6 protein-coding genes are annotated in these 13,181 nt (G+C 60.0%); 3 read left to right on the forward strand and 3 right to left on the reverse strand.

The window, feature by feature from the left end:
• The first annotated feature begins 386 nt into the window (after nt 1-386).
• Both J2W14_RS21070 and J2W14_RS21075 read left to right on the forward strand, forming a co-directional pair.
• Nucleotides 387-5,714 carry a DUF3883 domain-containing protein gene (locus tag J2W14_RS21070; RefSeq protein WP_307466184.1) on the forward strand — a complete coding sequence of 1,776 codons (5,328 nt, stop codon included), beginning with the start codon at nt 387-389 and terminating at the stop codon, nt 5,712-5,714.
• Between the two features lie 392 nt (nt 5,715-6,106).
• Nucleotides 6,107-7,210, forward strand: coding sequence for an endonuclease NucS domain-containing protein (locus tag J2W14_RS21075; RefSeq protein ID WP_307466185.1), 1,104 nt, complete (start codon nt 6,107-6,109; stop codon nt 7,208-7,210).
• A gap of 343 nt (nt 7,211-7,553) precedes the next feature.
• Here the strand turns inward: J2W14_RS21075 and J2W14_RS21080 are convergent, their stop codons facing one another.
• The gene (locus J2W14_RS21080) at nt 7,554-8,267 is read right to left on the reverse strand and encodes a response regulator (protein ID WP_307466187.1); all 714 of its coding nucleotides are present in this window, start codon (nt 8,265-8,267) and stop codon (nt 7,554-7,556) included.
• A 66-nt stretch (nt 8,268-8,333) separates the two neighbouring features.
• A complete protein-coding gene (locus J2W14_RS21085; RefSeq protein WP_307466188.1) occupies nt 8,334-8,918 on the reverse strand; it encodes a DUF7255 family protein in 585 nt (194 codons plus the stop codon).
• Between the two features lie 106 nt (nt 8,919-9,024).
• On the opposite strand from J2W14_RS21085, the gene J2W14_RS21090 reads away from it, so the two are divergent.
• Nucleotides 9,025-12,144, forward strand: coding sequence for a DUF3427 domain-containing protein (locus tag J2W14_RS21090; RefSeq protein WP_307466190.1), 3,120 nt, complete (start codon nt 9,025-9,027; stop codon nt 12,142-12,144).
• 550 nt (nt 12,145-12,694) lie between these two features.
• On the opposite strand, the gene J2W14_RS21285 is transcribed toward J2W14_RS21090, so the two are convergent.
• Nucleotides 12,695-13,000: a helicase associated domain-containing protein gene (locus J2W14_RS21285; RefSeq protein WP_370871366.1), complete on the reverse strand. Its 306-nt coding sequence runs from the start codon at nt 12,998-13,000 to the stop codon at nt 12,695-12,697.
• Nucleotides 13,001-13,181 lie beyond the last annotated feature (181 nt).

Consider the following 13,181-nt stretch of genomic DNA (forward strand, 5'->3'; position numbering starts at 1 on the left):
GGCTCCATGACTACAATCATCACCGAGGCCACACCTCACTCAAGGGTCAGCCACCAGCAAGCCGCGTCACTAGCCTCCGTGGGTAATACAGCTAGGTGGCCCACGGTCGGCAACGGCAACGCCCCCGCACACTCCCGCGTTGGACGGACGCGAATTGCACGATGCAATAGACACAGCTGACGGGTGGCGGCGTCGGGCGCGGTGCCCGTGTCTCGGCTTAACGGTCACCGCTGGGTCCGAGACCATTTGAGCTCGGAGCCGGATGTACGCTACGTGGGAGCGCTCCTTGAACCAGGACCGGTGGGGGCCGAACTGCAGTGCGATATTCGGCCATGAATCGCCATCGAAACCGGTTCATGTTTCGTCCGCCCTTTACAGTTGGTCACATGATTCAGGCCATTCCTTCCCGCGAGCTCGAGTACGGCCGCGAATCCAGCGCCATTGATCCCTCCGCGTACATTCGTGCTCGCGCCGAGAAAGTAGTTAGGGGCGTACTTCAAGATGACGTGGGATTCGCGCGCGCGGTCAAGGCAATGGTGGCCCACACAATCAAGGAGTATCGCGGAAGATTTCTCCATGAGCTGATTCAGAATGGCTACGACGCCCATCCGCGCGGGATTCGCAATGGCAAGATCGCGATCATTTTTGACGAAACCGAGGGCATGCACGGAGTGCTCTACGTGGCAAATGGGGGACGACCCGTATCTCGTAGCAACTTTGAGCGCATGGCGACTCTTGGTGAAAGCGACAAGGTAATCGGGGAAGGGATTGGTAACAAAGGAGTTGGGTTCAAGAGCGTTTTTCAAATTTGCGACGTGCCAGAGATTTACAGCGCCCTGGACGATACCGATCCGTCGTTCGGGGGATACTCGTTCCGGCTCGGGACACGCGAAGATCTCTTGGAGTTGCTTGAACGCGATGAAGCGCGCACGGACCAGGTAGAAAAGGACCTCTCCCTGAGCATGCTCACCATCCCTTTGTTTGATGTTCCTAATCGCTCCCAGGAGCTGCGCGACCAAGGCTACGTGACGGTTCTACGACTGCCAGTTTCATCGCCCCACGCCGCAAATGAGGTCCAAGACAGGATTGACCGGCTCCGTAACTCGACAGCTCCGGTGATGCTCTTCCTTGACCGCTTGAGTTCCATGACAATCCAGTCAAATAGTAAGTCGGAAGTTGAAGTACTCAGTCGGAACGAGTCCCCGATGGGTTCCCTTGGTAAGCGGGTGGTTCTCAACGACGAGCTCTGTTTCCGCGTAGTCAGCCACGAGGTTCCGCAGGACCGACTTCACTCTGCTTTGCAGGTGTCCGTCGACGAAGGCGCCCTAGACGCCCGATGGCTTGAGTGGGATGCAACTGCGGAGGTCAGTGTCGCAGTTGGCGACGGATGGGAAGTGAGCGCACCACGCGCCTTCACTTATCTCCCTATGGGAGATAACGCGCGGGCACCTCTTTCCGGGCATATCAATGGCCCATTCGTTACCGATTTCGCTCGGCTCGGCCTGGACATTGAACAGCCCGTGAACCGAATGCTTCTTGAGTCTGCGGCAGAACTTTGCGTACGGTCGGCTAAGGAACTCATGGCCATCGACCCGGATGCGAACTCCGTCGTCGACCTGGTGGCTTGGGCGAGCAGCGATCTCGGGATTGTTGATGAAGCTTGCGTTCGTCTTTCCGGTCAGTCCTTGCTCGACGCGATTCGTGTCCCTTGCTTGGGCCTTGGGTGGGAGACGATGTCTACGGTTCATCGGTGGCCAGACGTCTCAGGGGATGTCATTTCACCGGCCGCGATCGCTGGTGCAACCGATGCCCGGCTAATCGATCCGGCTCGCTTGGGAAAGTCAAGATTGCTTCGGCTGGCCGAGACTGTCGAACTACTCGACTCCACTTTGAATCCAGCGCCCGAGCTGGTGGCCGAGTGGGTCGAATATTTGGCTGCGGACCTCGCTTCCTCCCAAGCCACCCCCGAAGTGTGGCGAAAGTTCTATGACGATCTTCCCAACCTGTTCGCGTCTGGCGAACCACTATTCGGACGCAAATTGCTTCTATCGGGGGATGGAATCGTTGTGCCATGTGACCGAAGAGTGGGCGACCGCACGGATGGAACGGCACGGCGTCGGAATCGTGCAGTCTTCTTTGCGCCCAAGTCGACCAGTACAGACGACGACGATGCCGTCGACAGCGATCTCGATGTCTCGCCGCCGAGGTCACTGCAGCAACGTTTGGTCTTCATGCATCCGGAACTGGAATGGAATGTGGGCCCTCAGAGAACCCGTGGCCGCGCCTTCCTCCAAGACAATGGACTGGCCCGACAGTTTAGAACCGCTGGACTCCTGCAACATCTCGGTCAGGTCATGTCGGGACCCACGACACCAAGAGTAAAGAAGGATGCGCTTGAATTTGCGTTCCGCCTTTTCGCCAACAACCCCACCAAGCATTCGAAGGACCTTGTATCGGTGGGGCTCGAAGTTCCGACCCTCGAAGGGTCTTGGATCCCTGCAGATCGAGCGAGATTCTCCGCAGGCTGGGCTGTACTCGGTGCAGAAGAACTATCACTGCTTGCAGGGCTACCGAGCAGCACGTGTCCTGAATTGTCGCGCTTGTCGGACGTACTGCTGGCTGAACGGCACGAACTGGATGTCACGGGCACGCAGACCGAACGCTGGCGCGACTTCCTTCTCGTCGTCGGCGTCACCGCGACCATTCCAGTGATAGAGCGTGCGGAACAACGGTCGTTCATCGGCAAGAACCTGACAGCACACTTCCTTGCCGGCGGATCGGTCCCAGACGATGTGCCTAGCGAAGTTGTTACACAGTGGCGCCCCGCTCTCGCCGAGACGGGCAACCTGCATCATCCCGACACAGGATTTACCACCACAGATCCGATCTGCTGGTTCATGGGCCAACATGAGCTGTCCGGCCTTCCCCAACGGGAGAGGCTGGCCTACGCCCGCCTTATACTTCGAACACTTCCATCGGTGAAAGTGGGACAGCGTCACTCCACATGGCGACGACAAAGAGCAGGTGGTCAGTCGTCCGTAATTCCGACTCCCTTGACGGCATTCCTTATGTCCGAAGAGTGGATGCCCGTCGCTCGACCGGGTTCGGCTGTGCGAGACTTTGCGGCGCCTGACGGGGTGTGGTTCGTCAACCCGGACGACCTAATGGCGGCCTCCTACTCCCCGGTCCTCGATGCTTCGCTTAGGGCGCTGCTCACAGCCATGCCCGGATTCTCAACCGAAAGAAAGAAGCTGGGCCTGCGGCTCTGGGGAGACTCGACGGACGCGCCAGAGCTGGTTGACCATCTGACTGATCTGCTCGACGGTGGTGACGTCCCAGACACTGCATTGGAGCACTTCCGGTCGACTTTGGCTTCGGCCTGGGCGCACATCGGCAACCCGAGCTGCCAATGGAGGCCCTCATTGAATCGGGGGATTACCGTTGACCGGGCCGGTCACTTGACGGTCGCAGAAACCGAGGACGAAGGATCGGAACCGCTTTTCGTGACAGCCATTGGGGACAAGTCAACAACGACTCGCTTGATCCGCGAGTTGGCGTGGCCGACTGTAGACGTGGACTCGACGGATAAAGCCGTACTTGATGAGGTCGCAACGGTACTTGACTCAAGCTGGCCAGGGAACGTTCAGGTAGCAAGTGGTTGGCAACTTGATGTCCTGACCAACGGATCGCCGTGGCAGCCGGCGCTGGATTCGCGTCGCCTAGTGGATGAAGTACCATGGCTTCCTTTGTTGGTGGCTTGCACGATGCGGTTTCCGAGGGCTTCTGCGCTGCGAGCAGGCAAACAGATACCCAACGTTTTGGATGATCTCTCACGCATTCGGCTGATCTACTGCGAATCGATCACAATTGCCACCGCTGCCGGACAACAGGGACTTCCGCAGCGTCTGCGGGGAGTTCTGCCCATGCCCGGCGCTGCTCCAACCCTGCTTGCTGAAGGTGTCAGCTCCCCTCTGACGTGGCCAAATCTAGAGGTGCTGGCCGAAGCTGCCCTCGAGTTGATGGGCCAGTCGCGATTTAGCGCGGAGCTCTCCCTTAACCTGAGGAAGCTCGCCGGCGACGCGACCGCAACTTCTTCGTCCCCCGAGTACTCGGAAATTGCAGATGCCCTCGGTGCTCCAATTCGAAGCGTCGTCGAAACCCAAGCGATGGTCGCAGGTTCGGTTGCCGGACTCGTTGAGCGCCTGAGTCACGTCGCACCATGCCTTTGGGATGTCGCGACGGCGTCGACGATCCGCCCTGACAATCCGGACTTGCTCACCATGGACGGTGTCCGGACTTCAGTGACAGCTGCCTATGCTGGGGACTCAGACGCCGCCGGGAAACTGCTGCAGGCAGCGGATGACTCCGCGACCTCAGACGAGCTGAGACTCAGACTCGGCATAGGACTGCCGGAATTCAATGAGGCTCTCCGACGCCACTTCCCGGGTACACGAACCATTGACTATGGCGACCAGTTCGCCCACGAATTCGGTCTGCGCAAAAGTGTACGTCGTAAGGAGTTGATCAACAGAGCCCGGCACTCCCGCTTGCAACGGTTCCGTGACTACGAGATGCAGAGCGATTGGCCATCGTTGCGGGACCTATCCTTCCTGACAGCAGATCCGGAGTGGGGAGCGTCAATTGACGAGCTGACCGACGACCTAGCCGATGAACGCATTGATTCGCTCATGACCATCGAGTTTGGACAAATCTTGGATCGTAATGATCTCCCGGATTGGGACCAGGTTCGTGAAGCCAACGGGAAGCCACTGCACGAACGACTCCAGGCCGTCAGCCGCACGATCAAGGCCTGGTGCGCTCGCGAAGGAACTATCCCGGCGGCTTCGTGGTCTGACGGCGCCGCTCCCGATGCGGTCCGGAAAAGTCTCGACTCCGTCGGGGCCCTCGACTTCGATGTCGTGGATGACATCACGCTGATGCGATGGCTCGACCGGCTAGATCTATGGCCGTCCGGCATGGAACTAACGCTCGACATGGTGAAGCTCGGACTTACAGACGGGGACGTTGAGGCTCAGGAATCCGCGGCGGCCGCCGAGCGCCGAGCGACGCTTCGGCGGCTGAGGCAAGTAACCCTGCACGGCAAAGTTGTCGACCTCGACGAAACCATGAGTGGTTTTGTCGAGGCTGTTCAGAAACTATTGGAGGGCAATCCGAAGAGTCTCCAGACGCCCTACCAAACGTCACGCCTCCAAGATGTAGCGCCAGGCTCCGGTAACAATAGGACCTCCAGCACACGCCCCAAGGGGCAAAGGGTGCAGAGGATGTCCGACACGCAGCGTAACGCAGTTGGCCTCGCCGGCGAGTTGATCGCATACCGATGGTTGCTTGACAGGGATCCCGGCCATGTGGACGAACTTTGCTGGAAGTCAACGAATTCCAGCTTGGCCATAGTCGGACAGCTAGGCGACGACGGCCTGGGATACGATTTCGAAGTCCCCCGCAAAACAGGCAACGTGATGTACGAAGTCAAGGCCACGCAAGGTGACTGGGGAATGATCGAGCTGGGCGAAACAGAGGTTCGATGCGCACAAGAGTATGCACGAACCGATCGTTGGAGGCTTCTCGTAGTCGAAGAAGCCCTTTCTATGTCGCCACGGATCTTGATGTTGCCCAACCCCTTCAGGCCTGACAGCCGTTCATTATTTAGGTTTGTAGGCAACAGCGTGAGACTCCGCTTCACTCTGGAATCTTAAACTCTCGGGCCGACGCGTACGGAACTTCAATGTTGGATTCGTGGTGGCGGAATGGCCGCGAAGCTCAGTGCCCAAGTTCGGCTGCAGGCATCCAAATTTCGGCGCGAGATAGCGCCGCCTAAAGCCCCCTCCGCCGGCCACTTCCAACAATTCGGAGTCGCCGACACAAACGAGGAGGCTCGGGGCGGGCACGTTCTCCGTCATTGGGCGTTTCCGAGTAGAACCATGGACCCTGACGGGGGTCGACGGTCCCGATTCTGATCGGCCATCGCGCCGAAGTCGGAAGAAGTCTTGCCGGAGCTGTCAGAGCAATTCGGCTTCTCGCCGAGGGACGATCGTGCGAGTGGAGATAGTGTGTGAGCATGCCGTGTCGCGCGGCCCACACTGTTTGGTTGGAGGAGTCTTTGGCTGTAGAGCTTGGTCTTTGGCGGGTTGATGACGTTCCGCGGAGAATTCCGATGACAGCAATGCCGCTGGAATCGAAGTTAGAAAGCCTCATTCTTCAAGACCCGGAGATTCTTGAAGCAAAGCTCCTACTAATCGGGAGTCAGGTACCGACGGGATATGGGAAGTTTATAGATATCCTGGGCGTGGATTCGGAAGGAACGCTCCACATTTTGGAGCTGAAGAGAGACCGGACCCCCCGTGAAGTTGTCGCCCAGACACTCGATTACGCCTCGTGGGTGGAGGGCCTCGGCAACGAGGAAGTTCGAAGCATTTTTGAAAGCGGGCATCCCGGAAAGATCTTCGACGAGGAGTTTGCCAGTCGATTTGACGGAGCCCCGGTTCCTGACGAGCTAAATTCGAGTCACAACATGACCATTGTGGCCAGCGACCTGGATCCCAGTACACAGCGGATCGTGTCGTATCTTAATCGGTCCCACGGCGTCCCTATAAACGCCATGATCTTTCGGTATTTTGTCGACGAGGGCCACGAGTACCTGGCGCGGACCTGGCTGATTGACGAGGACACGACAGTGCCAGCAGGAGTCGGAACCAAGGGTTCCACGCGGGCTGCCTGGAATGGCCAAGACTGGTACGTAGCATTCGGAACCGATGGCGCCTCGCGCTCGTGGACGGACGCGTCAACATATGGGTTCGTCTCCGCGGGTGGCGCAGACTGGTATTCAAGGACCCTGAAAAGCCTTCCCTTGGGGGCGCGCGTTTTTGTCCATGTTCCAAAAAAGGGGTACGTGGGCGTCGGTACCGTTGCGGGCAAGGCCATGCCTGCTGACTCTGCTGAACTGCGGATACAGGGGGAAACGACGCCCTTCCGTTCACTTAGTCTCGAGGGCTTGTACGCGCATCCGGATGCGGGCGAAGGTGTCGACACGGCAGAGTATGTGGTTCCCATCGAATGGACCGACACCGTGCCCATTGAGGATGCATACTGGCGCGAAGGAATGTTCGCCAACCAGAACAGTGCCTGCAAACTGAGGAACCAGTTCACAATAGACGAGTTGTCGAGACGCTTTGGGTTGGCTACACGGCCATAGAAGGCGTCGGGGCTATTAGAGTCCGGCGGGCGCGGGAACTTGTCCGGGGCGTGATCAACGACCGTGTCGGCTGCTTCTTGTGCCCGATCGACGCCGGACAGGCCCATCGCGATGACGATGGTTTTATTGTGTGGAACGACGGTGGTTGTGTCTTCGGGCAATGAGACTCATGTATAGGGGCTGGCGGTACCTGCAGAATAGCCCGTAGCTCTGAATCAGGTTCGCAGGCAGCGTCGTCCGATGGCGTAGCGCGAAGTTCCGGCGTCCTCAATGGCGTACTGGTGCTGGGCGAGCGGTAATTAGGTCTGGCGATGCTCTCGCGACGCCGAGGGGAATGTATTGCTTATCGGCGTCTTGTGGCCCAGGTCTCGTGTCGAGCGCTGAGTGTGGCGGTTGCCAATAGGATCAACTCCTGCGGCGAATTCGTACAACCGACTGCACCGTGGCTCTGAGCCTCTCTAACGTGCTCGGGAGTGCGGGAACCAGCATAAATAACTAGCGGTGTGCGGTCGCTGGCCTGACGCAAGGCGTCCAGCAATGTATATCCAGCTCGTGAATCGCCAGGGCGGCCCATATCGGAAATAACGAGGTCATAGTGACGCGCTTGAAGCTGCTGTAGAGCGTCGTCTGTGTCGAGAGAAGTTTCGATGTGAATGCCTAGAGCCTCAAGCGCCCGGCGTTCATAGAAGTTGTTGCCCGGGCGATCGTCAACCCAAAGAAGGCGAGAGCCGCGTATACGCTCGAACGCTGAAACGTCAGGTATTGCATGTTCTACATCGTCGGCGATGTCCTTCGCATCAACTTCAGACCCGCTTTGGGCGCCGGCTGACTTGTCGTTTACGGCCGCAACCAAGTTGGCGGCAAGCTGGACTTTTCCTTGCAGGAATGAGGCCTCTAGTCCTCCCGCTTTGAAAGTCACCTGGTCCGATTCGATGAACTTCCGCATTACAGCTGGCCCGAACCTGAACGCAACAATGCCAACCAAGGTTGGCCACAGGATGGCGTTGAGGAGCCCGCCTACTGCAGAAATGAGCTCGTTCACTTGATCTGGGTTCATTGCTTCACTCCTGACAACAGTTCACGTGGACGCGCCCAGAAGGGCAAGTGATCAAAATTGCCCGGTTCACGTGTTTGAAAGTCGATCCCTTATGACTTCTCGATTCCTGCAATATGCCGCGGCGCCGTTTCTGTCGGCGGCGGCAATGCGGATGACCGGCGGGAGACCCATGATGGGCACTGACAGATCTCGGAGAGCGTCATAGTAAGCGCGTTGTCGCTGGCGACCACCGACTCCGAAGGCTGCCGCAGTCTTCGTGCGGAAGTAAGCATCGGCTTCCCCGGACAGCCTCTGACAAAGGCGGCGATACGTCTCAGCTTCATATCCCAACGCCAGGTGGCTTGGGTAAAAATTGAACGTCAGGAGGCGGAAGCTTGTGAAGTGCTGCGGCTCATCGATCTCAATGATCGTTCCAGTCTCCGGGTGGATGAAGTCTCCGGGCAGAGCTGTTGGGCGCTTCGCCGCTTGCTCGGCGGCGTTGCCTCCAAGAGCCAGGAATATGTCATGGAGCGGTTGTACTACCGGATCAGCCTCTGGAGGCAGTCCGAAGTGTCCCTGCTGATTTATCCAAGGCTTTTTGTAGCGCACGAGGTCCAACCCGTCTTCACGTGCCGAATTCCAAAACGCGCCTTCGCAGTCCCCTACAGCCATGCGGACGACTATATCTCTTGAAATCGGGCCCTATTCGTCATTTGTCGCTCCCACGAAATACCCTGGCGCAGTGACTAACTTCATTGGGGGAGTGGCGGCGGATCAGCTGCCCGAGGGCTTGTACGAACTTCTGAACACGGATGTCCTCGGCAATCTGCTGAACAAAGCTTCAGACCTGCAACCCGTCTTCGCGAACATAGACGACGAAGACACCCCGGACATCCTCTCCCGCCACGTCGCCGACGCCGTCCGCCAAGCCCTGGAAGCAGCCAAACCGACTGAACGTGTGGCCCTCGCAAACAAGCTCCTCCAGGAACTCAACAGCACGGACCGAATCGCCGACGGCCCCACCCAGCTCCAGTCCCTCCACCGCGCCGACACGCTCAAACGCCGCAGCCTTCGCCGCCCCAGTACCAGACTGAGCGTCTCGGCCCTGCTCACCAACAGCAAGGACGATCCAAATCTCGCTGCGGAACTCCGCACCGAAATCGAGTCCGCCAACACCGTAGACCTGCTCTGCGCCTTCGTCCGCTGGACAGGCCTGCGCCTGCTTCATCCGGCGCTGGAGCAGCTCAAGGAGCGAGGTGTGAAACTCCGCGTCATCACCACGACTTACATGGGCGCCACCGAACGCCGCGCCATCGACGAACTCGTGACCCGGTACGGGGCCGAGGTGAAGATCAGCTACGAAACCCAGGCCACGCGGCTGCACGCCAAGGCCTGGCTGTTCCGCCGCGACTCAGGATTCGACACCGCCTACGTCGGCAGCTCCAACCTCAGCCAAGCAGCTCTGCTGGACGGCCTCGAATGGAACGTCCGGCTCAGTTCGGTCGGCACGCCCGCGCTGCTGCAGAAGTTCGAGGTCACCTTCGACAGCTACTGGGCCCAGCGCGCCTTCCAAAGCTACGATCCCGAACGCGACGGCGAAAAACTGGACGCCGCCCTGGAACGCAACGGCGGCCGGCGCAGCGCCATCCCTGGTGCCGCCAGCGGCCTCGAAGTCCAGCCCTACCTCCACCAGGAGGAGATGCTTGAGGACCTGGAAGCCGAACGGCTCAAGGGCTTCCACCACAACCTCGTTGTCGCAGCCACCGGCACCGGCAAGACCGTCATCGCCGCCCTGGACTACAAGCGCCTCTGCGAAACTGCAGGCCGCGATCTGAAACTGCTTTTCGTGGCCCACCGCCAGGAAATCCTCAAACAGGCTATGCGCACCTACCGTGACGTCATGCAGGACGGCGCCTTCGGCGAACTCTACGTCGGGGAACACAAACCCGGGCGGTGGAAGCACATCTTCGCCGCCGTCCAGTCGCTGTCCTCCCTCGGCATTGAACAGCTGGCACCCGACTTCTTCGACGTAGTCGTCATCGATGAATTCCACCACGCCATGGCGCCAACCTACCGCCGGCTGCTGGACCACCTGCAGCCGCAGCAGCTCCTCGGACTGACCGCGACACCGGAACGCGGCGACGGCGTCGACGTCGCCAAGCAGTTCTTCGACGGCCGGACCGCCAGCGAACTGCGCCTCTGGGACGCCCTGGACGCCGATCTGCTGGTGCCGTTCCACTACTTCGGCGTCTCGGACGACGTTGATCTCAGCCAATTGGAATGGAAACGGGGCAACTACGACACCGCGCAGCTGAACAACCTCTACACAGGCAACGACGCCCGTGCCGCCAAAGTGATCCGTGAACTCCGAGACAAGGTCACCAGCACCGACCAGATGCGGGCCATCGGATTCTGTGTCTCGGTCCAGCACGCCCACTACATGGCGGAGGTGTTCAACCGCGCCGGCATCGCCTCCGTCGCCGTCGACGGGAGCACCGACGACGCCGACCGCGCAGCGGCGCTGGAGCGGCTCCGCGCTCGGGAGATCAACTGCATCTTTGCCGTCGACCTCTTCAACGAAGGCCTCGACCTGCCGCAGGTGGACACCATCCTGCTCCTACGGCCCACGCAGAGCGCCACGATCTTTCTCCAGCAGCTGGGGCGCGGGCTGCGCCGGGCCGAGGGCAAGGCGGTCCTGACCGTCATGGACTTCATCGGCCAGCAGCGCCGTGAGTTCCGCTTCGATCTGCGTTACCGGGCGCTCACCGGCTATGGGCGCAAGGAGCTGGTAGAGGCTGTCGAGAACGAATTCCCGTACCTGCCGTCGGGCTCGCAGATCGTGCTGGACCGGGTGGCGCAGAAGGTCGTGCTGGACAACATCAGGGCGCAGCTCCGGTTCAACCGGGCGCAGCTGGTCCGGGACGTCGCCTCGTACGCGGAGACGGAACTGGAGGCCTATCTGGAGCGGTCCGGGAACGACGTGAAGTCGATCTACCGGTCGACCAAGGATTCGTGGACCGGCTACCTCCGCCAGGCGGGCCTGATCGAGGGGTTCTCGCCGTTGGAGGCAGTCATCACTGGGAAGATCCAGGAGCTGACCGATATGGACGAGAAAAGACTTCTCGGCCGCATGGCTGCGCTGATCCACGTCGACGATCCGGAACGCGCGCAGGCCTACTCGATGTTGGTCGGCGCCGACGCGCCCCGCTATGCGGAGCTCGGCATGCGGGACCAGGCGTTCGCCCGGATGCTGTTTTACACGCTGTGGGACGACGGCGGCGGTTTCCCCACGTACGACGCCGGGCTGGACTATCTGCGCGGCTACCAGTTTGTCTGCAGCGAGATCCGCCAGATTGTGAAGCTCGGCGTGGCGGCGTCCAAACATTCCGCCAAGGGCCTCGGAGCGGGCCTGCAACACGTCCCGCTACTCTCGCACGCCACCTATCGGCGCGAGGAGATCCTGGCGGCTCTCCAGTACGGTTCGCTGGAGCTCGGCAGGAACGCGCAACACCGCGAGGGCGTGGCCTGGTGCAAGGCAACGTCCACGGACGCCTTCTTCGTCACGCTCAGCAAAGACGATAAGAAGCACTCGGCGACCACGATGTACAAGGACTATGCCATCAGCCCGGAGCTGTTCCACTGGGAATCGCAGAACGCAACGTCCCCCGAGAGCCCGACGGGCAGGCGGTATCTGGACCGGGCTGCGCACGGTTCGAAGATCCTGGTCTTCACGCGGGATACGTCAGAGGACGAGACCGGCCTGACTCTCCCGTACACGTGCCTCGGTCAGGTGGACTATGTGCAGCACGCCGGTGAGAAGCCGATCGCCATCACCTGGAAGCTGCACCGGTCGATGCCAGCGGACGTGTTTGCCACGGCTGCTGCGGTGGCGCAATGACATCCATGGCGCGATCTCGCGACTCAAGATCACCAAGCGGGGAGATTGAGTCTCCCCGCTACTCCTGACAACCCCGAAATCCCCGAGACTCCAGGGCTTGCTGGACCGAATCAGATTCGACGCTCGGGGGCAGCCATCGATGGTCTATCAACGGCGTTCCGCGGCAGTATAGCGGAAATGGGGGCCAGCCGACGCGCTCCGCCAGCATCCTTGCCGGCATCCGTGGGTCCTTCAGCAGCGTCCCTATCGCCGGTTGCACAGCCCTGATTCCGGAGTCTCGCGGTGTACGCTCGTATGTTGGTGGACCGTCCGCGCTGACAGCCTTCGCAACGGTGTTTCGGGAAATACCCAGCGGCAAGAGCACCGTCGAAGAAGCAATTCAGCTAGCGAGTAGGGCCTACGAGCGGACCTAGCAATCGCAATGTCTTGAAAAATCGAAGAATCCTCGCGTGTCCAGGCTGCTTGCGTTGTTGCCATCTTGGGCGTCGTCCATAGCGGTGGATGATTCCATCCGGAGCACCACGGTGCGGGAATCGGATGCGCCGGATGGTTACTCTGAGTCGTCGCCATGCGACCCGGACGTCATCCGTTTCACGCGCCAAGCGTTCCACCCGGGAGCACAGAGATCGAGCAGTTGTAATTCGTGCGCTAGCAAGCTGCCCCGTCCGAATTTTTGCCGCTGCAAGTGAAGCCACACGCCGAGGACGCGTTCTTCCTCGGCGACAGGCGCGCGAAACCGCGGCCAACGCCCCTCCAGCTCCCGAAACCTCCGGAGCTCTTCGAGCCGAGCGTGCCATCGCTCCCGGTCCGTTCGCGAACGCTGATCCTGCATCCACCCGGGCAGCGTGGATAGCATCCTTCGCCTCGTGTCGTCCAGACGACCTTCGCGATCTGCCCGCCTTTGGATCGATATCCAGTTCGCAAGCTTGCGATTGGTTGGGTCTAGGTGTATTACCCACGGAGGCTAGTGACGCGGCTTGCTGGTGGCTGACCCTTGAGTGAGGTGTGGCCTCGGTGATGATTGTAGTCATGGAGCC

Origin of the sequence: Pseudarthrobacter oxydans, from assembly GCF_030812335.1 — a bacterium.
GTDB classification, from domain to species: Bacteria; Actinomycetota; Actinomycetes; order Actinomycetales; family Micrococcaceae; genus Arthrobacter; species Arthrobacter oxydans_B.